The following is a 22694-nucleotide window of genomic DNA, read 5'->3' as shown; positions in this document are numbered from 1 at the left end:
ATGATAGTCCCATTACAAGCTTCCGATCCTGCCGAACCCGTCGTGCCGCTCAAGGGCGCCGCGGCACGGACCCGCGCGCTGATGATCGCCACCGCCTCGGAGATGATGCGGCGGGGCCAATCCCCTTCCGTCAGCGCGGTGGCCGAAGCGGCGGGGGTGTCGCGCTCGACGGCCTACCGCTATTTCCCGACGCTGGCCGACATGCTGCGCGCCGTGGTGGGCGAGGCGCTGGGACCGATCCTCGGCTGGAACCCGCCCTCGAGTCCGGGCGCGGCGCGGCTGGCTTCGCTTTACGGCATGACCTTTCCTCGGCTAGCGGAACATGAGGCGACTTTCCGGGCTGCGATCCGCCAATCGCTGGAGCCGGATGCAGAGCTGCCGGGGGACAAGACCCTGGGCCGGGGGCATCGGCGGGCCCTGCTGCAGCGCGCCATCGCCGACAGCGGCCTGCCTCCCGAACAGGCGGCGCGGCTGGTGCATGCGCTGTCGCTGACCTTCGGGATCGAGGCGCTGATCGTGCTGAAGGATATCTGTGGCCTGACCGACCCCGAGGCACAGGAGGTGGCGCTCTGGTCGGCCGGGGCGCTGCTGGAGGCGGCCCTGCGCCAAGCAGGCATCAAGCCGGACTAAATCCGATTCTGGTCCGGCCAGAATTTCGAACTCAGTCCGACGCGCACGGGCGCGGCAGGGCCGCGCCTCTGCCCGTTTCGTAAGTATTTCGCGGACTTGTGGCTGATATACTTGTGCAGATGCAGCATTTTCGTGCGCAGGTTGCGGGGGGCGGATTCGAATGGATGATTGACAGCCCGCCACAACTGGTAGTACCAATTCTGGAGTCTTGGAGGGGACGAATGGTGGCACCAGGGGACCCGGCAAGCCGGGCTCGCGTCGCCTGATAATGATAAACGGGAGGAAGTCACATGCACGGATCATTCTACCGTCTGCTGGCAGGGGTTGCGGCGATCGCGCTCTCCGCTCCGGCGGCGTCATCGCAAGAGCTGACCATCTTCTGGGCCGAATGGGACCCGGCCAATTACCTGCAGGAACTGGTGAACGAATACGAGGCCGAGACCGGCGTCGTCGTCACCGTCGAAACCACGCCCTGGCAGGATTTCCAGACCAAGGCCTTTACCGAATTCAATGCCAAGGGCAGCGCCTATGACATGATCGTCGGCGACAGCCAGTGGCTGGGCGCGGCGTCGGAGGCGGGCCACTATGTGGACCTGACCGATTTCTTCAATGCCCACAAGCTGGGCGAGGTCATGGCTCCGGCCACGGTCAAGTACTATGCCGAATATCCCGGCAACTCGGGCAAGTACTGGGCCGTCCCGGCCGAAGGCGACGCGGTCGGCTGGTCCTATCGCAAGGACTGGTTCGAGGACCCGGCAGAAATGGCCGCGTTCAAGGAGAAGTACGGCTATGATCTGGCCGTGCCGGAAACCTGGGCGCAGCTGATCGATATTGCCGAATTCTTCCACCGGCCCGACCAGAACCGCTACGGCATCGCGATCTACACCGACAACTCCTATGACGGGCTGGTGATGGGTGTCGAGAATGCCCTGTTCTCCTACGGCGGCAACCTGGGCGATTATGAGACCTATCAGGTCGACGGCATCCTGAACTCGGACGCCTCGATCGCGGGCCTGGAGGCCTACCGCAAACTCTACGGCTTTACCCCGCCCGGCTGGTCGAAGACCTTCTTCGTGGAAAACAACCAGGCGATCACCGAAGGCCTTGCGGCCATGTCGATGAACTACTTCGCCTTCTTCCCGGCGCTGGTGAACCCCGCGACCAACCCGAACGCCGAAGTCACCGGCTTCTTCGCGAACCCCAAGGGCCCCAACGGCGACCAGTTCGCCGCACTGGGCGGGCAGGGCATCTCGATCGTCTCCTACTCGAAGAACCAGGAAGAGGCGTTCAAGTTCCTGGAATGGTTCATCAAGGACGAAACCCAGAAGCGTTGGGCCGAGCTTGGCGGCTATACCGCCAGCGCCAAGGTCCTGGAAAGCCCGGAGTTCCGCAACGCGACGCCATATAACGAAGCCTTCTACCAGACCATGTTCATGGTGAAGGACTTCTGGGCAGTGCCGGAATATGCGGAACTTCTGACCGCAGCGAACGAACGGATCTACCCCTATATCGTGGGCGGCGAAGGCACGGCCAAGGAAGTGCTCGACGCGCTGACAGCCGACTGGACAGCGACGTTCAAGAAGTACGGCCGGATCAAGTAATCACCCAACCTGGTTGCGATGGGCGTCGCTTGGCGCCCATCGCTTTCCCCCCACGCAGGATGACGCACCGTGGCAGATGTGATGACCCGGCTGGAGCCTGATACGCGCGCGGCGGCGCGCGGGCTGTCCGACCTTTCGATCCGCAACCTTTTCATCATTCCCACGATCGCATTCCTGATCATTTTCAACGTCTTCCCGTTGATCTATTCGCTGTATACGGCATTCACCGACTATCGGGCCTCCACCTCGGCCCCGGCGAACTGGATCGGCCTGCGCAATTTCCGCGAGCTGCTGAGCGACCCGAACATCTGGCGCAACTTCACCATCACCGCGAAATACGTGGTGATCTCGGTCACCGGGCAGGTGCTGGTGGGCTTTGGCCTGGCCATGCTCCTGAACCGGCCGATCCCGCTGAAGGGGCTGATCACCACGCTTCTGCTGCTGCCGATGATGATGTCGCCAGCCGTGGTGGGCCTGTTCTGGAAGCTGCTCTATGACCCGTCCTTCGGGATCATCAACTACTTCCTGGGCCTTGGAAAATTCGAATGGCTGGCCGACCCGCAGATGGCGCTCTGGGCCGTCGCGATCGTCGACATCTGGATGTGGTCGCCCTTCGTGATGCTCTTGTCCCTTGCCGGCCTGTCAGCCGTGCCGAAGCACCTCTACGAGGCGGCCGAGATCGACCGGGCGGGGCCGTTCTACACCTTCTTCCGCATCACCCTGCCCCTGGTCGCGCCGATCCTTATGATCGCGATCATCTTCCGCACGATGGAGGCGTTCAAGACCTTCGACCACGCCTACATCCTGTCGACCCAGCCCACGACCGAGCTGATCGCGATCCGGCTGTACAAGATGGCCTTCCTCGAATGGCAGACCGGCATGTCCTCGGCCTTTGCCTACATCGTGCTGATCGTCGTGGTCGCGATCACCAACATCTATGTGAAATACCTGAACAAGGCGAAGGCGCGCTGAGATGGCCGAGGTCAAGACAAAAGGCGAAGTGATCTTCAACCGTGCCGCCGTGATTGCCGTGCTGGTGGCCCTGGTCATCATGCTGACGCCGATCTTCTGGATCGGGGCCACGGCCTTCAAGCCGCGCAACCTGGCGACGACGGCGCCGCCGACCGTGTTCTTCGAACCGACGCTGTCGCCCTTTGCCAAGCTGTTCACCAAGCGCAGCCAGCTGCGCGAGCCGGTGGACGAGGCGACCTACGACGCCGCGCCCTGGTGGGAAAAGCTGATCTACGACGGCGGCGAAAGCGTGGTGCGCAACAAGAAGACCGGCGAGGTGACGTCCTCGGGCTACGGCAGCCGCTACCTGAACTCGCTGATCGTCTCGATCATCTCGACGCTCCTTGCGGTGTCGATGGGGACGGTGACGGCCTATGGCTTCTCACGCTTCCGGGTGCCGGGGGAACAGGACTGGCTGTTCTTCATCCTCAGTACGCGGATGCTGCCGCCCATTGTCGTCGCGATCCCGATGTTCCTGATGTACCGGGCGGTGGGGCTCTATGACACGCATGTCGGCCTGATCATCCTTTACACCGCCTTCAACCTGTCCTTCGCGGTCTGGATCATGAAGGGCTTCATCGACGAAATCCCGCGCGAATATGAAGAGGCGGCGCTGGTCGACGGCTATACGCGCCTGCAGGCCTTCCGCAAGATCGTGCTGCCCGAAGCCCTGACCGGCATCGCCGCAACCGCCGTATTCTGCTTCATCACCGCCTGGAACGAATATGCCTTCGCGCTGATGATGACCTCGCGCAATGCGCAGACCGCCCCGCCCTACATCCCCAGCCAGGTCGGCTCGGGCCTGTCGGACTGGACGGTCATCGCCTCGGGCGCCTTCCTGTTCCTGGTGCCGGTGGCCATCTTCACCTTCCTTCTGCGCAACCACCTTCTGCGCGGCATGAGCTTCGGGGCGATCCGCAAATGACCTTCCGCCAGATGAACGCCAAATATTACGAACCGGCGGCGCAATGGACGATGATCCTGGGGGTGATCTTCCTGTGCCAGCCCTGGATCGAGGTGCTGCACCGATACGGGCTGACCATCATCCTGATCGGGCTGGTCGCCTTCCTGATCACGTCGCATGTCCCGCCCGAGCCCGAGGCCGAAGAGGAAGAAGAGGAAGAACTGGTCTGATGGCACGGATCGAGCTGAAAAACATCCAGAAGTTCTTCGGCGCCGTGCAGGTGCTGAAGGATGTGAACCTGACCATCGAGGATGGCGAATTCGTCGTCATGCTGGGCCAGTCGGGCTGCGGCAAGACCACCACGCTGCGCGCCATCGCGGGGCTCGAGACGGTGTCGTCGGGCACGATTTCCATAGACGGAAAAGAGGTGCAGGACCTGCGCGCCGCGGACCGGGACATCGCCTTCGTCTTCCAATCCTTCTCGCTTTATCCGCACATGACGGTGCGGGAAAACATCGCCTTCCCCCTGCGCGCCGTGCGGATGAGCGCCACCGAACTCGACGCCGCCGTGACCGAGGTGGCCAAGGTGCTGGGCATCGAGCGGTTCCTGAACCGCAAGCCCTCGGCCCTGTCGGGCGGCGACATGCAGCGGGTGGCGATCGGACGCGCCCTGGTGCGGCGGCCGAAGGCGCTGTTGATGGACGAACCCATCGGTGCATTGGACGCGAAGCTGCGCGAACAGATGCGGGCCGAGATCAAGCGCCTGCACATCTCGCGCGGGTCGACCTCTGTCTATGTGACGCATGACCAGATCGAAGCGATGAGCCTGGCCGACCGGATCGTCGTCATGCACGCGGGCCTGCTCCAGCAGGTTGGCGCGCCGGAAGCGGTCTACAACCGGCCCGCGAACCTGTTCGTCGCGCAATTCGTCGGCAGCCCGGTGATGAACGTCTCGGACGTGGCGATCGAAGGCGGCGCGGGGGCGGCGGTGCTGTCCTTCGGCCGGGGCGTGGGCCTGCCGGTCGCGGGCGGCCATGTCGGCCACCTGCCCGGCCAGCGTGCGGTCAAGCTGGGGATCCGGCCCGAGGCGGTCCTGTTGCGCCACGGGCCCGAGGGCGGCTTCGTCGAGACCGAGACCACCAACATCGAACCCCTTGGCTCGCACGAGATCGTCGACGTGCGGCTCGGCGATGCCACGCTGCGCGCCCGCGTCGAGCCGGGCTTCGTCCGCGACGGACAGCGCGTCTGGGTGGGCATCGACCCCGAGCGGGCGCATTTCTTCGACGGGGAATCCGGAATGGCGCTGCGGAGGACTGCCTGATGGCGCGGATCGAGCTGAGCGGGATCAACAAGAGCTACGGCGCCTCGCGCGCGCTGCGCGACCTGAGCCTGGTGGTGGAGAACGGCGAATTCTTCGTGCTTCTGGGCCGGACGGGCGCCGGCAAGACCACAACATTGCGCATGATTGCGGGGCTGGAAAAGCCCGACAGCGGCGCGGTCAGCATCGGCGGCCGCGATGTCGGCGACATGACCGCAGCCGAACGCGACGTGGCGCTGGTGCTGCAGCAATATTCGCTCTACCCGCGCCTGACCGTGCGCGGGAACCTCGAATTCCCGCTGCGCGCGCCGGGCCGGAAATTCACCGAAAGCGAGATTGCCGGGCGCGTCGAACGGGCGGCGAAGACGCTGCAGATCACCCATCTTCTCGACCGTAAGGTCGAACGCCTCTCGGGGGGCGAGATGCAGCGCGTGTCGATCGGCCGCGCCATCGTGCGCCAGCCTTCGGTCTTCCTGATGGACGAACCCCTGTCGGCGCTGGACGCCAAGCTGCGCGAAAGCCTGCGGGTCGAGCTGAAGAAGCTGCACAGCGATCTTGGCGCCACCTTCCTCTTCGTGACCCATGACCAGGTGGAAGCCATGTCGATGGGCGACAAGATCGGCGTGTTGCGGCAGGGGCGGCTGGTGCAGGTGGGCACGCCCGCCGACATCTACGAACGCCCGCTAAACACCTTCGTCGCCCGCTCGGTCGGCTCGCCGCCGATGAACTTGATCAATGGCCGGCTGGCCGGGGGCATGGCCGAGATCGGCGGCTTCACCCTGCCGATTGCGGCCAATACGGCCGGCAGTGGTGCTGTGACCTTCGGCGTGCGGCCGGAGAATGTGGTGCTGGCCCCCGGCGCGCCCGGCGAGGCGCGGATCTTCGACATTGAGGATCAGGGCGTGGTCAAGATCCTGGTGATGGATATGGGCGAGACGCGGCTGCATGTGACCGTCCCCGCGGGCACACAGGTGCAGCGCGACGAGGTGGTGCGTTTCGGCTGGAAAGCCGACCGCGTGGTCACCTTCGATGTGGAAAGCGGCGCAAACCTCGCGCTGGGATGATAGGATCCCGGCCATTCCAGGCGGATCAGGCCGGAAACCGCGCGCGGTAGGTCGACACGACCTCGGGGTTCACCAGGTTCAGCGGCAGCTCGCCCGCCATGATCCGGCGCGCTTCGGCCACGACCCCCTGCCCCATGCGCAGCATGCTTTCCACGGTGATCCCCGCCATATGCGGCGTCAGGATCACATTGGGCAGCTTCAGAAGCGGGTGGTCCGCGGGCAAGGGTTGGGTGTCGAAAACGTCCAGTGCGGCACCGCCCAGATGGCCCGAGGCCAAGGCGCGGATGAGCGACTCTTCGACGACCAGGGGGCCGCGGGCGACATTGACCAGGACCGAGCCCGGCTTCATCCGCGCAAGGGCCGCCGCGTCGATCAACCCACGGGTCTGGTCGGTCAGGGGGGCGCAGAGGACCAGCACATCGGCCCGCTCCAGCAGCTCGGGCAGCGTGACGACCTGCACATCCATGTCGCTGACCGGGCTGCGGCTGTGGACGACGACCGGCATGCCGAACCCCTGCCGCGCGATGCGGGCGAGTGTCCGGCCGATATTGCCGAAACCGAGGATGCCCAGTGTCCGGCCCGAGAGTTCGCGGCCATGGTCGGAATGCGCGCGGCCGGCAGCCCAGCCCCCGGCCTGCAGGTCGCGCGTCACTTGCGGGTTGCGGCGCAGAAGCGCCAAAGCCGTCCAGATCGCGTGTTCGGCCACCGTCAGGGCGTTGGCGCCGGGCACATTGGCGACAAGCACCCCGGCCTCCGTCGCCTCATCCACCGGGATCATATCAAGCCCGGCCCCATGACGGATCAGCGCACGCAGCCCGCCCTCGCGCGGGGCGATGCCCGGCGGAATCGGCGCGCGGACCACGATGATGGCGGCGCCGGCAGATTCCGTGCTGATGGCCTGTGGCGTGGGCGCCGAGGCCACGCGATAGTCGCCAAGCGCCCGAAGGTCGGCGGTCACCTCGGGATGAAGCGGATGGGTTGAAAAGATCACCGCTCACCCCTCGGCGGCTGGCTCGAGCAGCTCGCTCCAATAGCTCATCGCGCCGCGCAGATGCGACACCATGAGCGCCGAGGACAGCGCGGAATCGCGGCGCTGCAGCGCCTCGAAGATCTGGACATGCTCTTCATGCGAGCGGCGGTTGCGCTCGGGGCTGCGGAAGTAAAGCTTCAGCCGGTTGTGGCTGAGTGCGTAGAAGGACGTGCAGATGTTCAGGAAGATCGTGTTCTGTGTCGCGCGGACGATTTCCAGGTGAAAGTCCTGGTCCAGCTGGTCAAGCCCCTCGCCGGCCTGAAGGCGCTCTTCCGAAAGCTTCAGGATCTCGCGCAGGCGGGCAAAGTTCTCGTCGGTCGCGCGCGACGCGGCCAGTTCGGCGGCCTTGATCTCGTGAATCTTGCGGACCTCGACCGCTTCGAAGATCTGGCGGTTTTCCAGCGGCAGGCCAAAGCGGGCGAAGAAGGACATCGCCTCGATCCCGCCCGATCCACCATTGACATAGATGCCGGACTTCGCGCGCCGTTCGATGACCTGCATCGCTTCCAGGATCGCCAGCGCCTCGCGCACCTGGCCGCGGCTGATCGAGAAATGTTCGGCCAGATCGCGCTCGGACGGGGCCTTGCCATCATTCGCGCGGGCGGCGTCCATCAGATAGGCGGCTAGGGTGGGCAGGAACTCTTCCTGTTGCATGGCTGGCTCCCGCTGGATCACTGTCTGGCGTAGCGCGCGATCACGTCCGTGTCCATGTCGAGCCCCAGACCGGGGGCATCGGGCACGGCGATCATCCCGTCCTGCACGGTGACGGGAACGCGCGACAGGCTGTGGATCATCGGATTGGCCCCCAGCGAAAACTCGACGATGTATCCGGACGGGGCGGCGGCCAGAACATGCAGCCCGGCAAAGAAACAGGGCGCCCCGGCCCAGAGATGCGGGGCAAGCCGCAGGTTGAACGAGGAGGCAAGCGCCGCGATCCGCATCGCCTCGGTGATGCCGCCGCAGAAGGCGGGATCGGGCTGCAGGATGTCGGCGGCACGATGGCTGATCAGCGAGGCAAAGTCGAAGCGGCTGCATTCGGATTCGCCTGTTGCGATCGGGATCATGGTCGCGGCGCGAAACTCGGCCAGCCCCCTGTGGTCGTCGGCTGTGACCGGCTCTTCGAACCAGGCCAGGTCGCAATCCTCGACCAAAGCGGCAAAGCGCTTGGCCTCGGCAACGGTATAGGTGCCATGGGCGTCGACCATCAGCTCCACATCCGGCCCCAGCGCCTTGCGCGCCGCCCGCACCCGCTGGGCCGAAACCTGCGGACGGTCGTCCATCGACCCCACCCGCATCTTCACCGCGCGAAAGCCGCCCGCCTCGACATAGGATTGCAGCTGCGCGCCGATCCCGGCTGAATCCGCCCACCCGCCCGAGGCATAGGCTGGCAGACGCGGAGCCGACCGTCCGCCCAGAAGCGCCCAGACCGGCTGATCCAGCGCCTTGCCGCGAATGTCCCACAGAGCAATGTCGATGGCGCTGATCGCCGCGACGGTCAGCCCGCGCCGCGCCAGTTCCGGCAGGGCATGCCCGCGCGCCGCCGCGGCCGAGGCACGGCTGCCGTTGTACAAATCCTCCCAGATGGCGGTGATCTGGCTGGCATCCCGGCCGATCAGCCGGGGACCGAATTCATGGTTCAGAAGATGGACCAGCGCCGCATATTGCCCCGCGCTGCCCGCCGCGTTCTTGCCTTCCCCCCAGCCGACCACACCATCCTCGGTCTCGATCCGCAGGATGGCTGCATCAAAGGTGCGAAGCCGCCCGAAATCGCTGACGTGCTGGCGGGATTCCTCGATCGGAATCTGCACCCACCACGCCTGAACCGTCTTGATCCGCATTCACGGGGATTCCCTTCCTTGGCGGGCGGTCCGGCACACGGCCGCCCGCGCCAGTTCACTTGATCAGCGGCAGGATGGTTTCGGCGGTGATCCGCATCTGATCGGCATAGAACTTCTCGGTCAGCAGGCTCGACCCGTGGTCCTGGATGAACTTCAGCTGCTCGGGCGAGATGTCGACGGGGTTCTTCTCCACCATGTCGGGATAGGGCGCGGCGGGGGTCCGGTCGACCGGGGCGACGAATTCGTTCGTCAGCGCCCCGTCATAGCCGATCTCGCGCAGCGTGCCGATGATCCTGGCCCAGTCCAGATGCCCAAGCCCCGCCGCAAAGCGGTTGTTGTCGGCGACGTGGAAATCGAACAGGCGCTTCCCGGCCAGGCGGATCGCGTCGTAGATGTTCGATTCCTCCATGTTCAGGTGATAGGCGTCCAGGCAGACGCCACATTCGGGGCTGACGGCATCGGCCAGCGCCAGAGCCTGGGCGCAGCGGTTGAACAGATAGGTCTCGAACCGGTTCAGCGGCTCGACCGCGATCCGCACGCCCACCTTCTGCGCATGCGCAAAGCACTCGCGGGTGGCATCGACCACCCATTTCCATTCCTCTTCCGGCGTTGCGTCCGGGGTTACCTTGCCCACGGTTGCCGGCACCAGCGTGATGATCTCGCCCTCCAGTTCCGACACCATGGTGAGAACCGATTTCACGTAATCGACCGACCGCGCGCGCTGGCCTTCGTCCTTGGCCGCAAGGTTGCGTTCGCCCAGCGTCAGGGTCACGGCGCCCCAGCAGCGCATGCCGTTGTCCTTGAGCAGCTTCAACGTGTCCTTGGTGTTGTATTGCGTCGGTTCGCCCGAGATCTCGATGGACGAATAGCCGTATTGCTTGATCCGGCGAACGGTCGTTTCCAGCGGTTCGGCCCGCATCCAGTTGTGCGTTGAAAGATGCATATTTCCTCCCTGAAGGGCGCGCGCCGGAAAGCGGGTCCCGACCGTCCTTATCCTATTCTGGTTCTACCAGATTGCGCCGCTTTCTGTTGGCGGTCAAGCGGGTCGCCGGGCGATTTCACCATTCTCTGCCGAACGAGGCCGCGAATTTGGCGGATGGTCGCGGCGGCAGTGGCAAAGCACAAGAACGCGCTGGCAAGACGCCGCTCACTTTGGTAAGACCAGATAACAGCAATGGGGGCCGCGGTGAAAATCGGAATGTGTATGTTCCTGTGGACCACGAAGGTCGGCCCCGAACATGAGGCGCTCTTGGCGGACATCCGAAAGACCGGGTTCGACGGGGTCGAGATTCCGGTCTTCGAAGGCCAGCCTTCGGACTATGCCGCCCTCGGCCGCCGGCTGGACGCGCTGGGTCTGGCGCGCACCGCCGTGTCGGCCATCGGTGACCCGGCGCTCGACCTGATGTCGCCGGACACGGTGGTGCGGCAGGCCGGAATCGACCGGATGCGCTGGGTGCTCGACTGCACCGCCGCGCTGGGGGCGGACCGGGTGTCGGGGCCGCTTCATTCGGTCCTGGGGCAGTTCTCCGGGAAGGGACCGACGCCAGACGAGCTTTCCCGCGCGGCCGATAGCCAGCAGCGGATCGGCGAACATGCGGCGACCGTCGGCGTGACCGTCGGGCTCGAGGCGCTGAACCGGTTCGAATGCTACCTTCTGAACACGATGGCCGATCTGGCGGCCTTCGTGCGCAGGGTCGGGCATCCGAACATAAAGGCGATGTACGACACGTTCCACGCCAATATCGAGGAAGCCGATCCAATCGGCGCGCTGACGCGGAACCGGGCAGAGGTGATGCATATCCACCTGTCCGAGAATGACCGGGGCGTGCCGGGTCGGGGCAATATCCCCTGGGCCGAAACCTTCGCGGCGATCAAGTCCATCGGCTATGACGACTGGCTGACGATTGAGGCTTTCGGCCGTGGGCTGCCCGACCTGGCGGCAGCGACGAAGGTCTGGCGCGACTTCGCCGAAAGCCCCGAAGCGGTCTATCGGGACGGTTACGCGCACATTGCCCGGCATCTGACGGATATCGGCCTGCGCTAGGGCGTCGGGCACAACTACGGGAGGACGTTCATGAAGACGATCAAGGGTCCGGCGCTGTTTCTGGCGCAATTCGCGGGCGATGCGGCACCATTCAATTCGTGGAAATCGATCACGGCCTGGGCGGCCGATTGCGGCTATAGGGGGGTGCAAGTCCCGTCCTGGGACGGTCGCCTGTTCGACTTGGAAAAGGCCGCGGCCAGCAAGGACTATTGCGACGAGTTCAAGGGCGTCGCGGCGGAGTCGGGTATCGAGGTGACCGAGCTTTCCACCCACCTGCAGGGCCAGCTTGTCGCCGTCCACCCCGCCTATGACGCGGCGTTTGACGGTTTCGCCGCACCGTCCGTCCGGGGCAACCCCAAGGCCCGGCAGGAATGGGCCGTCGACCAGGTCAAGAAGGCGCTGACCGCCAGCCGCAACCTCGGCCTCACCGCCCATGCCACCTTTTCCGGCGCGCTGGCCTGGCCCTTCGTCTATCCCTGGCCGCAGCGACCCGCCGGTCTGGTGGAAGAGGCGTTCGACGAGCTTGCCCGCCGCTGGACGCCGATCCTCGATCATGCCGACAGCTGCGGTGTGGATGTCTGCTATGAAATCCACCCCGGCGAAGACCTGCATGACGGGATCAGCTACGAGATGTTCCTGGACCGCACCGGCAACCACGCCCGGGCCTGTATGCTCTACGATCCGTCGCATTACGTTCTGCAGCACATGGACTACCTGCAGAACATCGACATCTACCACGACCGGATCCGCATGTTCCACGTCAAGGATGCCGAGTTGAACCCCACCGGCCGGCAGGGCGTCTATGGCGGCTTCCAGTCCTGGGTGAACCGGGCCGGCCGTTTCCGCAGCCTGGGCGACGGCCAGGTCGATTTCGGCGGGATCTTCTCGAAACTCACGGCCCATGGCTTCGACGGCTGGGCGGTGGTGGAATGGGAATGCTGCCTGAAGCACCCCGAGGATGGCGCGCGCGAGGGGGCCGAATTCGTGGCCGCCCATATCATTCGGGTGACGGAAAAGGCCTTTGACGACTTCGCCGATTCCGGCACCGACCGCGCCGCCAACCGCCGCATGCTTGGACTGGAGTAGGACAGATGCCCATCGACGCCGCCCATACCGCCCGCCCCGAACGGCTTCGCCTTGGCATGGTCGGCGGTGGACGCGACGCCTTCATCGGCGCGGTCCACCGCATCGCCGCCCGGATCGACGACCAGTATGAACTCGTCGCCGGGGCCTTCTCGTCGAACCCCGAAAAGGCGCTCGCCTCGGCCTCCGACCTGGGCGTGACCCGGGCCTACACATCCTTCGCCGAAATGGCCTCGAAAGAGGCGCGGCGGAAGGACGGGATCGACGCCGTCGCCATCGTCACCCCGAACCACATGCACGCGCCAGTGGCGCTGCAGTTCCTGAAACGCGGCATCCACGTGATCTGCGACAAGCCGCTGACCGCGACCCTGGCCGAGGCGAAACGGCTGGCCAAGGCGGCCGAAGCCTCGGACGTCGTCTTTGCCCTGACCCACAATTACACCGGCTATCCGATGATCCGGCAGGCCAAGGCGATGATCGCGGCGGGCGAGCTGGGCGAACTGCGGCTGGTGAACGTCGAATATGTCCAGGATTGGCTGACCGAACCCGTCGACAACAAGCAGGCCGACTGGCGCACCGACCCGGCCCGGTCCGGCGTCGGCGGCTCCACCGGCGACATCGGCACCCATGCCTTCAACCTGGCCAATTTCGTCACCGGCCTGACGCTCGACACGCTGGCCGCCGACCTCACCGCCTTCGTGCCCGGCCGAAGGGTCGACGACAACGGCCATGTGCTGATGCGCTACCAGGGCGGCGCAAAGGGGATGCTGTGGTGCAGCCAGGTCGCGCCGGGCAACGAGAACGCCCTGCGCCTGCGCGTCTATGGCACCAGGGGCGGGCTCGAATGGGCGCAGGAAGACCCGAACTACCTCTGGTTCACCCCCTTCGGCCAGCCCAAGCGCCTGATCACCCGCGGCGGCGCCGGATCGGGCCCCGAAGCGGCCCGCGTCTCGCGCGTGCCCCCGGGCCACCCGGAGGGTTACCTGGAAGGCTTCGCCACGCTCTACACCGAAGCCGCCCGCGCCATCCGCGCCGCCAAGTCGGGAACCCCCCTCCCCGAGGGCACCACCTTCCCGGGCCTGAAGGAGGGGCTGGAGGGTGTCGCCTTCGTCGATGCCTGCGTCCGCTCTTCTGGCCGCAACGGCGCCTGGGTCACGCTGAACCTTTGACAACCCGCGCCGTCGCGACCAGATCGGCCAGCGCCTGGCCAAGCGGGCGCTCCGGGTCGGCCAGATCGAGCACGACGTTCATGTGATTGAGCCCCGGCTGCACCATCAGCCGGGCCCCTCGGCCGGACCGGCCCAGAAGCTTGTGCAGGCGCTGCGCCTGGTCGTGGAAAGGCGCGGTTTCCTCGGCCCCGTGCGCGATGATCCGGCCCGGTCCCGCGTGCTGGTGCGCGGTCAAGGGCGACCAGGCCCGCGCCTCGGAGACCGTCATCCGCGCCTCGTCCTTCAGGAAGCTGCCCGGAATGCCGGACAGGTCGTAGATCCCGCTCAGCAGCAGCAGCCCCGCAACCGGGGTCTCGGGCGCCACGCCATCCTCAGGCCCCGTCGCGGCCAGGTACGAGGCCAGATGCGCCCCGGCCGAATGTCCGCTGACCGTCAGCCGCGCCGGATCGGCCCCCAGTGCAGGGGCCCGCGCCGCAAGCCAGGCGGTGGCGCGGCGGACCTGGTCCACCAGCACCGGCAGCCGCGTGCCGGGCATCAGATCGTATTCCACGATGGCGGCAATGCCGCCGGCCGCCAGCACCGGGGCGGCCACACAGGTGTAGTCGGCCTTGTCGCCCGACCGCCAGTAGCCGCCGTGGACGAAGATGTGGATCGGCGCGCCCGAGCGCAGGTTGGGCGGCAGCAGGATGTCGATCCGCTCGCGGGCGCCGGGGCCGTAGGCGGAACCGGCCCAGATCATCGACCTTGCCGCAAGGGCCCGGCTGCGGGCGGCAATCTCGGCCGAGATCGCGTCGAAATCCGGCACGAAACTGCGGATGCGGTAGGGGTCCGGGCCTGCCATGCGACGTCCCCCGGGCTGCACGATGGGGTCAGAAATCAACTGCAAGATACTTGGCCTCCAGAAAATCGAGGATGCCGGTCACCCCGCCCTCGCGGCCAAGTCCGCTTTGCTTCACGCCGCCGAACGGGGCGGCCGGATCGGACATGAGCCCGCGGTTCACGCCGATCATCCCCGCCTCGATCCCGCGCGAGACGCGCAGCGCACGGGCAAGATCGCGCGAGTAGACATAGGCGGCAAGCCCGTATTCGGTGGTGTTCGCCAGACGGATCGCCTCGTCCTCGGTGCGGAAGCGGTAGACCGGGGCGACGGGACCGAAGATTTCCTCATGCGCGATCGGTGCCTCGGGCATAACATTCTCAAGGACGGTGGGCGGGTAGTAGAAGCCCTCACCCGGCGGGACCGCTCCACCCGTCACGATCCGGGCGCCGCGCGCGACCGCGTCGCTGACCAGCCGGTCGATCTTCTGCACGGACCGGCGGGTGATCATCGGGCCGCATTGCGTGGCCGGATCGGTGCCCGGACCCACCTTCAGCGCGGCCATCCGCGCGGCCAGGCCGGCGACGAAGGCGTCATGGATGCCCTCCTGCACGTAGAACCGGTTGGCGGCGGTGCAAGCCTCGCCAGCGTTGCGCATCTTGGCGACCATGGCCCCGTCCAGCGCGGCATCCAGATCGGCATCATCGAAGACCAGGAAGGGCGCGTTGCCGCCCAGTTCCATCGAACAGCTGACCACCGATCTGGCGGCCTCGGCCAACAATGTGCGGCCGACGCCGGTCGAGCCGGTGAACGACAGCTTGCGGACGCGCGGGTCGCCCAGGATGGCCGAGGTGACGGGGCCGGGCTGCGTTGTGGTGATGACGTTGATGACGCCGGGCGGCACGCCGCAGTCCGCAGCGATGCGCGCCATGGCATAGGCGGTCAGCGGCGTCTCCGAGGCGGGCTTCAGGATCACGGTGCATCCGGCGGCCAGCGCCGGGCCGATCTTGCGCGTCGCCATGGCGGCGGGAAAATTCCAGGGCGTGATCAGCAGACAGATGCCGATCGGCTCGTGGTCGACAAGAATGTTGTGCGACCCCGACGGGGTGCGGCGGAACTCGCCCGCAATCCGCGTCGCCTCTTCGGCATACCAGCGGAAGAATTCGGCCGCATAGGCCACCTCGCCCCGCGCATCCGACAGCGCCTTGCCGTTTTCCAGCGCGATCAGCCGTGCCAGGGCCTCGGCCTCTTCGGTCATCCGGGTGAACATCCGGCGCAGGATTTCCGACCGCTGGCGGTGCGGCGTCGCCCGCCAGCCTGCGGCGGCGGCATCGGCGGCGTCGACGGCCGCCAGTGCCGCGTCGATCCCCGCATCGGGAACCTCGGCGATGGGCAGGCCACGGGCCGGGTCGATCACCGGAATGCCCCCGCCGGGATGCCACTTGCCGCCGATCCACAGGCCCTGGGCGTGAAGCGCGGGATCGGCATAGTCGAGCGGGGCTGCGTCAAGCGTCATGGGCGGATCCTCAGGCAGGGGAACGGGCGAAGGCAAGGTCGCCGGCATAGGCGGCGCGCAGAAGCGCGCGCATGTCGGCGGGCGTGATGGGGCGCGGGTTGTTCTGCATCAGCCGGGCGATCCCCAGCGACTGCTCGGCCACCCAGTCCAGCCTGTCCTCGGCCAGGCCCAGGTCGCGCAGCGTGGCCGGGATGCCGATGCGCTGGAACAGGGCGGCGATGGCGGGGATCACCTGCTCGGCCTGCGACAATCCCATCGCGCGGGCGATCTCGGCCAGTTCCGGGCCGATGGCGGGGGCGTTCCAGGCCATGACATAGGGCATCAGGCAGGCGACGCCCGTGCCATGCGCGGTATGGGTCAGCGCGCCGATCGGATACTGGATCGCATGGGCCGCGGCGGTTCCCGCGACGCCGAAGGCAAGCCCGGCCAGCGTCGCGCCCAGCATCACTTTGCCCCGCGCCGTGGCATCCGTACCGTCGGTGCAGGCCTTCTCCAGCCCCTCGGACAGAAGCGCGATGGCGCGCAAGGCGAAATGATCTGAGGTGAGGTTCTTGCCCACGAAGACCCGCTCCTGCGCCAGCAGGGGGGTCGGGGTGCGGCGAATGGCGGTGAAGGCCTCAATGGCGTGGGTCAGCGCATCGGCGCCAGCAATCGCCGTCAGGCCGCGCGGGCAGGTCATCGTCAGCTCGGGGTCGCAGATTGCGGCCACCGGGATCAGATGGGGCGAGGAGATGCCAACCTTCAGCGTGCGCTCGGAATCCGACAGGACAGCGACCGGCGTCACCTCCGACCCGGTGCCCGCCGTCGTCGGCACCGCGATCAGCGGCAGGACCGGCCCGGGCACAAGGAACTCACCGAAATAATCCTGCGGTCGGCCGCCATGGGTCAGCAGCAGCGCCACGCATTTCGCCATGTCCAGACAGGACCCGCCGCCGATGCCGATGACCAGCTCAGGCGCGAAGCCCCGCTGCGCCTCGGCCGCCGCGATGGCCGAGGCGACGGGAACGTCGGGCAGCGTGCTGTCCTCGACCTGCAGCTCGAGGTCCGCGGCGCGCAACTCATCCATGAGCGCCAGGAAAGTGCCGTCCGACGACAGCCGGGTGTCGGTGACGATCAGCGCGCGCCGGCCCAGCTTTCGGGCCACGGCGGCCAGGACATGCCGCTGTCCGGGGCCGAACAGGATTTCGCGGGGGGACCGGATGGTGGCGAACGCTGTCATGGTTCCCTCGATGCTGCGTGATGGCGCGACGAATATCAGATCGTATAGGATAAACGATTTGACATCCGATAGGATATCTGCGACCGATGGCCGCGTGTCAAGCAGGGATCAATCGACGATGGCATTGGCGGCGGAACGGGAAGGTCGGCAGGTGTCCCTGCGTCCGGTCAGCATGGCGGATGGTGTCTATGACAACATCTACGAACGGCTCATGTCGCTCGACATCGCCCCGGGCGCCCGCATTGCCATCGATGTCCTGGCGCGCGAACTCGACATCTCGCAGACCCCCGTGCGCGAGGCGCTCAGCCGGCTGGAACGCGAAGGTCTGGTCCGCAAGGCGCATCTGATCGGTTATTCCGCCGCCCCCCAGCTGACCCGCAAGCAGTTCGACGACCTCTATGAATTCCGCCTTCTGCTGGAACCGCAAGGCGCCCGCATGGCGGCCCGGAACATGACGGCAGACGCGCTCGCCGGGCTAGAGGCCGCGGCCGCCGACATGCAGGACGGCAGCCCGCCGGTCGACCGCAACAGCCGATATTCGCGTTTTGCCCGAGCGGATGCGCAATTTCACGATGCCATCCTGCGGATCGCGGGCAACAATGTCATGCGGCAGGCCCTTTCGGGCCAGCATGTCCACCTGCACCTGTTCCGGCTGATGTTCCACGCCCGCGTCACGGTCGAGGCGCTCGACGAGCATGAAACCCTGCTCGTCGCCTTCCGCAACCGCGACCCCGAAGCCGCGGCGCAGGCGATGCACGACCATATCCAGCGGTCGCATGACCGGCTGATGCTGGCCTTCGACTAGGCCCGCACCCTTTCGCCCGGCCGGACACGTGCCGGGCAGCTGTCACCAAGGAGGAGAAAACGGATGGCTGGCAAGAAGATCCTGATGCTGACGGGCGAGTTCACCGAGGAATACGAAATCTTCGTGTTCCAGCAGGGGATGGAGGCCGTGGGCCACACCGTCCACGTCGTCTGCCCCGATAAGAAGGCGGGCGACAAGATCCAGACCAGCCTGCACGATTTCGAGGGGCACCAGACCTATATCGAGCGCTACGGCCATTTCGCCGATATCAACAAGACCTTTTCGGACGCTGAGAAGGAGCTGGACCAATACGATGCGGTCTATTGCGCTGGCGGCCGCGGGCCGGAATACATCCGCACCGACAGACGCGTGCAGGCCATGGTTCGTCACTTTCACGAGGCGAAGAAGCCGATCTTCACCATCTGCCACGGCGTGCAGATCCTGATCGCGGTCGATGGCGTGGTGCGCGGCAAGAAGGTCGCGGCCCTGGGCGCCTGTGAACCCGAAGTGATCTTGGCCGGCGGCACTTATATCGACGTCAAGCCGACCGAGGCCTATGTCGATGGCACGATGGTCTCGGCCAAGGGCTGGACGGGCCTTGCCGCCTTCATGCGCGAATGCCTGAACGTGCTGGGGACCAAGATCGTCCACAGCTAGGCCCGACGCCCCATAACCGGCCCGCACGGCTGCCCGCAATGAACGGGCGGCCGTCGCGCATTGAGCGCCCCGCCAGTTCGGCAGGATCGCCTGTGCGTGGCGGCGGGCTGCGCGGGCGCCCTAGATCGCCGCCGTCCAGACCCGGAACCGCCCTGCCCCGGTGACCTCGCGGGCGATGCCGCGGCTGACGAGCAGGGTGAGGTTGCGTTCGACCGCGGCGCGGCTGGCGCCGCTTTCGGTTTCGGCCTGCGGGGCCGAGACCATCAGGTGGCGGGCCAGGCAATCGAGCAGCAGGCGCGGCACCCGCCCGGACAGATCGGCCAGCGCCTCCCCGGCCCGCTCCTGCCAGCGCCGCAGCCGGTCGAGCTCCATCAGCCCGGCCAGCACGGCCTGATGCGCCCGGTCAGCCAGCCCGCGAACCGCCGCTGGGCGCTGCCCGTCGCCATCAGCGCCCCGAAGCCCGCCGCCGCCAGCGGCAGGAAGGCTTGAAGTGAATAGGCGGGATCAGTCGCAAGTCATGCCCGACGCGCAGAGCGATGTGTCCCAATAATGGCTTGTAGCGCAGGCCATCATCGCCGCGACGCAGGGCTCGTGCGCCTCCAAAAATTGCGTCAGCTTCGCGCGCGAGGCCACGCGGTTAAATAGAACCGCCCCGCCCCGATCCCCGGCGCAAACCTGAAAACGACGATTGGCGAGATCGATCGCGGCGACATTAACTTCTGACATGGGCTCCTGCCTCGAACGCGCCGTTGTGGCTTTGCAGGCACCATACGATGCCGGGCGAAGGCGGCATCCACCCCATCAGTTCCGACCGATGCTTCGCTTGGCTCACACACATCGCGTTCCTGACGGGGACAGCGCGTCTGCGTCGGCAGGCCACTGCCCGGAACACCAGCGATCTTTCGCCGCGCGTGACCGTTGGTCAGCCCAAGCCGCACCGCTTCGCGCCGAAATTCCGGCGGCGGTCTGTACCCGTTTTCCACAGAACACCTTTTGCTTCCTCTCTTGGTGCTCTCCACTTTTCCGGGGCAAGTCCAGCTTCGGTCAGTTTCCGCTGCTGCGAACTCGACGGGCGACAGCATGCAGTTATTCACATGCCTGCGCTTTGACTCAGAACTTTGTCTTTCCTGATCAACCGCGCGGACCAGCTATCTCGCGGATCATCGCAAGCGCGTCGGGCGCATCGATGCAACGTGCGATTTGATAGAGACTCTCAATCTCTCGCTGCGGCAGCACGGCCTGAAGCAACGAGCCGAATTTGGCCCGGATATCATCCCAGCTCAGGGGATTATCCGGATGCCCCTTCACGATGCGGGTGGACGCGCGCAGCACCTCGCCATCCTCCAGCGTGACCTCAAGATGCGCCTCAGCCGGCGGCTGGCCTGCCACGGGCTCAACTGTGATGCGGTCAAGCAGTCCGGTTACCCGCCTGTCCGCCAGCGTCGCCGGAACAAAGTCGGCCGGCAGCAGCCGGTAGCCATTCAGCCCCATCGCGACACAGAACGGCACGCTGAACTTGCATTCCAGCGGGGTCTTGGGAAACAGTTTTCCGGCGGTGATCAAGGCCGTGCTGTGGGTCTTGGCGTGAACCGCGCGGATGGCGCGCCCGGCCAGACGCTCTGACAGGCTGCGCGCCGCCTCGGTCGAGGCATGCGTCGCGCGGCACGAGGCGAAAAGCTTGAATCCATTGCCCAGAATCTCCCATTTCGTGCCGAAATCATCCAGCTCGGGCACGATGGCCGACCCGTCCTGGATGAAGGCCGACAGCCAGCCGCCCTCACGCTCATAAAGCATGTGCGCGGCCTCGTAGCCTTCGGCGGCATATTGCGCGGCCATGATGCCGTCCATCGCGGCCTTTCCCGAATGGAAGGGCTTGGAATGGCTGCCGAACGACCCGAGCAACCCGCCCATCGTGGTGGCGGCATTTCCAAGCGCCGATTCCACCTGATCGCGCGTAAGGCCCAGCAGAACCGAAGCGGCGGCGGCGGCGCCCGCCCGGCCGACCACGGATGTCGGATGAAATCCCTTGCGCTGCAGGGTGCGGCCGACGCCATCTGGCGCCCCCCCATTGCCCAGCTTGGCCATGACCTCGTAGCCGGTGATGAAGGCCCCCATCATCGCCGATCCCGAAATGCCCCGCTCTTCCGACAGGGCAAGCGTCGCCGACCAGACCGGGCCTGACGGATGCCCGGCGCCGGCGGGATGCGTGTCGTCGTAATCCTGCGAATGGGTCGCCGTGCCATTGACCAGCGCGGCAAGGGCCGGGGCCGTGCGATATTCGCCAAAGACGGTCGCCTGACCGGGGGCATTCCAGCGCCGCACGGCTGCCGAAGCGGACCGGACCGGCGCATCCCCCATCGAGCCGACGGTCACTCCAAGATAGTCGACAAAGGCCATCCGCGCCGCTTCCAGAACTTCGGGCGGATAGCTTCGCCCTTCGGTGCCGGTGATAAACGCCGACAGAAGCTCGCCGCGGCTTGTGCCGGTCTGGATGGAATGGGGCGCGTTCATCACTATCTCCTCGGTCTCGCATTTGCGGGGCGCGGGTGCCCTGCTGGTTCGGTGCAGGCGTCAGCCGACGCGGATCAGGCGGTGGCGCTCTCCGGGGTCAGCCGGGCGGTCAACGCCGCGACCTTGCCCCCCGCGAAAGCATCGGCGCGGATGTCGGAAAGAAGGCTTGCCGCCTTGGCCTGCCCGAAAACCGAACCGGCATTTTCCAGAAACTTCTGGCCGATCTCGTCATCGCCCAGGGGATTTTCTGCCTCGCCCTTCGGATCCCGGATCCGCCGTTCCAGAACGGTCGCATCGTCCAGTGTCAGCCGCACCACCGCGGTGCGCCGGGCAGGATATTCGGCGTCGCATTCGGCATCGGTGAAGACCCGTGTACGGGCAAGCAGCCGCTGCATGTCGGGCGCATCGAAGCCCGCGGGGTCGAACTGCGCCACGCCGGGATGCCCGTGCAGCAGCGTGGTCGCGATGGCGCAGGGCGCACTCATCTGCGCGTCCAGCAGGGTTTGCGCGGTCACATGTTCATGCCCGCTGACACCCGGGCCATAAAGCCCGATCTCGATGCTAGAAACCCGTTCGGGCGCGATGGAATGTTCGGCCTTCAGGGCCAGAGTCGCGTCGATCGCCGCCTGGAAATGCCGGCAGCAGGGATAGGGCTTGAAGTAGACCTGCGGAAATTCCCAGTCCTGTCCCAGCCCCCGCACAAGCCGGTCGGCCTTGCCCCGACCGGCCGCCATGGCGCGGAACAGCCCGTTCCGGCCCTCGAACACCGCCTGCGCGCCGGTGACACCGCGGCGCGCCAGTTCCGCGCAGAGGATGCCGTCGCGCGCCGCCTTGCCAAGGTGCAACCGCTTCACATCGGCCCCGTCATACAGATATTCGCGGATCCCGCCCGCGAAACTGCCGGCCAGTCCGAAGCCTTGGGCAATGGTCGCGGCATCAAGCCCCATCAGCCGCCCCGCTGCCGCAACCGCCCCGAAAACGCCCGCGACCGAGGAATTGTGCCAGCCCTGGCCGGCCGAGGTCGGATGGATCGAGGCGGCGATCCGCAGCATGACTTCGTATCCGGCCACCACGGCTTCCGCAAAGGCCAGCCAGTCACTGCCTTCGGCTTCCGCCACGGCCAGCGCGGTCGAGAAGATCACCCCACCGGGATGGGCCGACCCCTCGCGATGGCCATCGTCGAAATCCAGCGCATGGGCTGCGGTTCCATTGGCAAAGGCCGCGTCCTGAACCGACGCACGCTGCGCCGTGCCGATCAGGGTCGCGACCGGCCGGCCGGCCTGCGCCTCGGCAAGCGCGCGTACCGCCACCGCGGGCGGCTGCGACAGGCCGGCCGCCACCACGGCCAGATAATCGACCAGCGCGCGGCGGAAGGCGAGGTGAACCGATTGCGGAAGGTCTGCCCAGGAAATCGCCGCCGCATGGTCTGCCAGAACCTGCGACAGCGCAGGGGCTGCGTTCATGTCCGGATCGTGTT

23 protein-coding genes are annotated in these 22694 nt (G+C 66.4%); 12 read left to right on the top strand and 11 right to left on the bottom strand.

Translation table 11 applies throughout. The annotated features are described in order from the left end of the window. Positions 1 to 81: 81 nt before the first annotated feature. The 7 genes from ACED67_RS09365 to ACED67_RS09335 all read left to right on the top strand — a co-directional run bounded on the left by ACED67_RS09365 (position 82) and on the right by ACED67_RS09335 (position 6528). Positions 82 to 630 carry a TetR/AcrR family transcriptional regulator gene (locus ACED67_RS09365; RefSeq protein WP_395541332.1) on the top strand — a complete coding sequence of 183 codons (549 nt, stop codon included), beginning with the start codon at positions 82 to 84 and terminating at the stop codon, positions 628 to 630. Positions 631 to 920: 290 nt separating this feature from the next. Next, positions 921 to 2231, top strand: a complete 1311-nt coding sequence (locus ACED67_RS09360) for an ABC transporter substrate-binding protein (RefSeq protein WP_395541331.1) — start codon at positions 921 to 923, stop codon at positions 2229 to 2231. 69 nt (positions 2232 to 2300) lie between these two features. Beyond that, positions 2301 to 3203, top strand: coding sequence for a carbohydrate ABC transporter permease (locus ACED67_RS09355; RefSeq protein ID WP_395541330.1), 903 nt, complete (start codon positions 2301 to 2303; stop codon positions 3201 to 3203). A gap of 1 nt (position 3204) precedes the next feature. Continuing rightward, complete coding sequence (locus ACED67_RS09350; RefSeq protein WP_395541329.1) at positions 3205 to 4167, top strand: carbohydrate ABC transporter permease; 963 nt, start codon at positions 3205 to 3207, stop codon at positions 4165 to 4167. Further along, positions 4164 to 4376 carry a hypothetical protein gene (locus tag ACED67_RS09345; RefSeq protein ID WP_395541328.1) on the top strand — a complete coding sequence of 71 codons (213 nt, stop codon included), beginning with the start codon at positions 4164 to 4166 and terminating at the stop codon, positions 4374 to 4376. The genes ACED67_RS09350 and ACED67_RS09345 overlap by 4 nt, the downstream gene beginning before the upstream one ends. After that, positions 4376 to 5467: an ABC transporter ATP-binding protein gene (locus ACED67_RS09340; protein ID WP_395541327.1), complete on the top strand. Its 1092-nt coding sequence runs from the start codon at positions 4376 to 4378 to the stop codon at positions 5465 to 5467. The genes ACED67_RS09345 and ACED67_RS09340 overlap by 1 nt, the downstream gene beginning before the upstream one ends. Continuing rightward, complete coding sequence (locus tag ACED67_RS09335; RefSeq protein ID WP_395541326.1) at positions 5467 to 6528, top strand: ABC transporter ATP-binding protein; 1062 nt, start codon at positions 5467 to 5469, stop codon at positions 6526 to 6528. Before ACED67_RS09340 ends, ACED67_RS09335 begins: the two co-directional genes overlap by 1 nt. A 25-nt stretch (positions 6529 to 6553) precedes the next feature. Here the strand turns inward: ACED67_RS09335 and ACED67_RS09330 are convergent, their stop codons facing one another. The 4 genes from ACED67_RS09330 to ACED67_RS09315 are packed head-to-tail and all read right to left on the bottom strand — an operon-like array spanning position 6554 to position 10339. Beyond that, positions 6554 to 7519 carry an NAD(P)-dependent oxidoreductase gene (locus ACED67_RS09330; protein WP_395541325.1) on the bottom strand — a complete coding sequence of 322 codons (966 nt, stop codon included), beginning with the start codon at positions 7517 to 7519 and terminating at the stop codon, positions 6554 to 6556. A gap of 3 nt (positions 7520 to 7522) precedes the next feature. Then, entirely contained in the window at positions 7523 to 8212 is a 690-nt protein-coding gene (locus ACED67_RS09325; protein ID WP_395541324.1) for a FadR/GntR family transcriptional regulator, read from the bottom strand. Positions 8213 to 8229: 17 nt separating this feature from the next. After that, positions 8230 to 9396, bottom strand: coding sequence for a mandelate racemase/muconate lactonizing enzyme family protein (locus ACED67_RS09320; RefSeq protein WP_395541323.1), 1167 nt, complete (start codon positions 9394 to 9396; stop codon positions 8230 to 8232). Positions 9397 to 9451: 55 nt separating this feature from the next. After that, the gene (locus ACED67_RS09315) at positions 9452 to 10339 is read right to left on the bottom strand and encodes a sugar phosphate isomerase/epimerase family protein (protein ID WP_395541322.1); all 888 of its coding nucleotides are present in this window, start codon (positions 10337 to 10339) and stop codon (positions 9452 to 9454) included. 261 nt (positions 10340 to 10600) lie between these two features. On the opposite strand from ACED67_RS09315, the gene ACED67_RS09310 reads away from it, so the two are divergent. Genes ACED67_RS09310 through ACED67_RS09300 form a run of 3 tightly spaced genes read left to right on the top strand, consistent with a single transcriptional unit; the run spans position 10601 to position 13692 of the window. Continuing rightward, positions 10601 to 11440, top strand: coding sequence for a sugar phosphate isomerase/epimerase family protein (locus tag ACED67_RS09310; RefSeq protein WP_395541321.1), 840 nt, complete (start codon positions 10601 to 10603; stop codon positions 11438 to 11440). Between the two features lie 30 nt (positions 11441 to 11470). Beyond that, positions 11471 to 12526 (top strand): sugar phosphate isomerase/epimerase family protein, encoded by a 1056-nt coding sequence (locus ACED67_RS09305; protein WP_395541320.1) that lies wholly within the window; start codon positions 11471 to 11473, stop codon positions 12524 to 12526. A gap of 5 nt (positions 12527 to 12531) precedes the next feature. Further along, positions 12532 to 13692: a Gfo/Idh/MocA family protein gene (locus ACED67_RS09300; protein WP_395541319.1), complete on the top strand. Its 1161-nt coding sequence runs from the start codon at positions 12532 to 12534 to the stop codon at positions 13690 to 13692. Here the strand turns inward: ACED67_RS09300 and ACED67_RS09295 are convergent. Genes ACED67_RS09295 through ACED67_RS09285 form a run of 3 tightly spaced genes read right to left on the bottom strand, consistent with a single transcriptional unit; the run spans position 13676 to position 17244 of the window. After that, positions 13676 to 14533 carry an alpha/beta hydrolase gene (locus ACED67_RS09295; protein ID WP_395541318.1) on the bottom strand — a complete coding sequence of 286 codons (858 nt, stop codon included), beginning with the start codon at positions 14531 to 14533 and terminating at the stop codon, positions 13676 to 13678. The genes ACED67_RS09300 and ACED67_RS09295 overlap by 17 nt on opposite strands. A gap of 28 nt (positions 14534 to 14561) precedes the next feature. Continuing rightward, a complete protein-coding gene (locus ACED67_RS09290; protein ID WP_395541317.1) occupies positions 14562 to 16025 on the bottom strand; it encodes an NAD-dependent succinate-semialdehyde dehydrogenase in 1464 nt (487 codons plus the stop codon). A 10-nt stretch (positions 16026 to 16035) separates the two neighbouring features. Then, on the bottom strand, positions 16036 to 17244 hold the full coding sequence (locus tag ACED67_RS09285) for an iron-containing alcohol dehydrogenase (RefSeq protein WP_395541316.1): 1209 nt from the start codon (positions 17242 to 17244) through the stop codon (positions 16036 to 16038). 151 nt (positions 17245 to 17395) lie between these two features. Between ACED67_RS09285 and ACED67_RS09280 the strand changes: the two genes are divergently transcribed. Together ACED67_RS09280 and ACED67_RS09275 are read left to right on the top strand one after the other, a co-directional pair. After that, the gene (locus ACED67_RS09280) at positions 17396 to 18049 is read left to right on the top strand and encodes a GntR family transcriptional regulator (RefSeq protein WP_395541315.1); all 654 of its coding nucleotides are present in this window, start codon (positions 17396 to 17398) and stop codon (positions 18047 to 18049) included. A gap of 63 nt (positions 18050 to 18112) precedes the next feature. Beyond that, on the top strand, positions 18113 to 18706 hold the full coding sequence (locus tag ACED67_RS09275) for a DJ-1/PfpI family protein (RefSeq protein WP_395541314.1): 594 nt from the start codon (positions 18113 to 18115) through the stop codon (positions 18704 to 18706). A 120-nt stretch (positions 18707 to 18826) separates the two neighbouring features. Here the strand turns inward: ACED67_RS09275 and ACED67_RS09270 are convergent, their stop codons facing one another. From ACED67_RS09270 to ACED67_RS09255, 4 genes are all read right to left on the bottom strand, one after another. Next, complete coding sequence (locus tag ACED67_RS09270) at positions 18827 to 19093, bottom strand: hypothetical protein (RefSeq protein ID WP_395541313.1); 267 nt, start codon at positions 19091 to 19093, stop codon at positions 18827 to 18829. 117 nt (positions 19094 to 19210) lie between these two features. After that, entirely contained in the window at positions 19211 to 19432 is a 222-nt protein-coding gene (locus ACED67_RS09265; protein ID WP_395541312.1) for a hypothetical protein, read from the bottom strand. A gap of 405 nt (positions 19433 to 19837) precedes the next feature. After that, complete coding sequence (locus ACED67_RS09260; RefSeq protein ID WP_395541311.1) at positions 19838 to 21217, bottom strand: MmgE/PrpD family protein; 1380 nt, start codon at positions 21215 to 21217, stop codon at positions 19838 to 19840. Between the two features lie 74 nt (positions 21218 to 21291). After that, positions 21292 to 22680, bottom strand: a complete 1389-nt coding sequence (locus ACED67_RS09255; protein WP_395541310.1) for an MmgE/PrpD family protein — start codon at positions 22678 to 22680, stop codon at positions 21292 to 21294. Between the last annotated feature and the right edge of the window lie 14 nt (positions 22681 to 22694).

This window comes from Neotabrizicola paludis (genome assembly GCF_044142105.1).
GTDB lineage: Bacteria > Pseudomonadota > Alphaproteobacteria > Rhodobacterales > Rhodobacteraceae > Pseudogemmobacter.
This window is presented reverse-complemented; position numbering and strand designations above follow the sequence as displayed.

Bases quoted from the DNA above. Each gene is read 5' to 3' on its own strand.
- ACED67_RS09310 (WP_395541321.1), top strand. From the start codon at position 10,601: ATGTTCCTGTGGACCACGAAGGTCGGCCCCGAACATGAGGCGCTCTTG.
- ACED67_RS09290 (WP_395541317.1), bottom strand. From the start codon at position 16,025: ATGACGCTTGACGCAGCCCCGCTCGACTATGCCGATCCCGCGCTTCAC.
- ACED67_RS09305 (WP_395541320.1), top strand. From the start codon at position 11,471: ATGAAGACGATCAAGGGTCCGGCGCTGTTTCTGGCGCAATTCGCGGGC.
- ACED67_RS09360 (WP_395541331.1), top strand. From the start codon at position 921: ATGCACGGATCATTCTACCGTCTGCTGGCAGGGGTTGCGGCGATCGCG.
- ACED67_RS09265 (WP_395541312.1), bottom strand. From the start codon at position 19,432: ATGTCAGAAGTTAATGTCGCCGCGATCGATCTCGCCAATCGTCGTTTT.
- ACED67_RS09255 (WP_395541310.1), bottom strand. From the start codon at position 22,680: ATGAACGCAGCCCCTGCGCTGTCGCAGGTTCTGGCAGACCATGCGGCG.
- ACED67_RS09315 (WP_395541322.1), bottom strand. From the start codon at position 10,339: ATGCATCTTTCAACGCACAACTGGATGCGGGCCGAACCGCTGGAAACG.
- ACED67_RS09340 (WP_395541327.1), top strand. From the start codon at position 4,376: ATGGCACGGATCGAGCTGAAAAACATCCAGAAGTTCTTCGGCGCCGTG.
- ACED67_RS09320 (WP_395541323.1), bottom strand. From the start codon at position 9,396: ATGCGGATCAAGACGGTTCAGGCGTGGTGGGTGCAGATTCCGATCGAG.
- ACED67_RS09285 (WP_395541316.1), bottom strand. From the start codon at position 17,244: ATGACAGCGTTCGCCACCATCCGGTCCCCCCGCGAAATCCTGTTCGGC.
- ACED67_RS09365 (WP_395541332.1), top strand. From the start codon at position 82: ATGATCGCCACCGCCTCGGAGATGATGCGGCGGGGCCAATCCCCTTCC.
- ACED67_RS09325 (WP_395541324.1), bottom strand. From the start codon at position 8,212: ATGCAACAGGAAGAGTTCCTGCCCACCCTAGCCGCCTATCTGATGGAC.
- ACED67_RS09295 (WP_395541318.1), bottom strand. From the start codon at position 14,533: ATGGCAGGCCCGGACCCCTACCGCATCCGCAGTTTCGTGCCGGATTTC.
- ACED67_RS09350 (WP_395541329.1), top strand. From the start codon at position 3,205: ATGGCCGAGGTCAAGACAAAAGGCGAAGTGATCTTCAACCGTGCCGCC.
- ACED67_RS09345 (WP_395541328.1), top strand. From the start codon at position 4,164: ATGACCTTCCGCCAGATGAACGCCAAATATTACGAACCGGCGGCGCAA.
- ACED67_RS09335 (WP_395541326.1), top strand. From the start codon at position 5,467: ATGGCGCGGATCGAGCTGAGCGGGATCAACAAGAGCTACGGCGCCTCG.
- ACED67_RS09260 (WP_395541311.1), bottom strand. From the start codon at position 21,217: ATGAACGCGCCCCATTCCATCCAGACCGGCACAAGCCGCGGCGAGCTT.
- ACED67_RS09300 (WP_395541319.1), top strand. From the start codon at position 12,532: ATGCCCATCGACGCCGCCCATACCGCCCGCCCCGAACGGCTTCGCCTT.
- ACED67_RS09275 (WP_395541314.1), top strand. From the start codon at position 18,113: ATGGCTGGCAAGAAGATCCTGATGCTGACGGGCGAGTTCACCGAGGAA.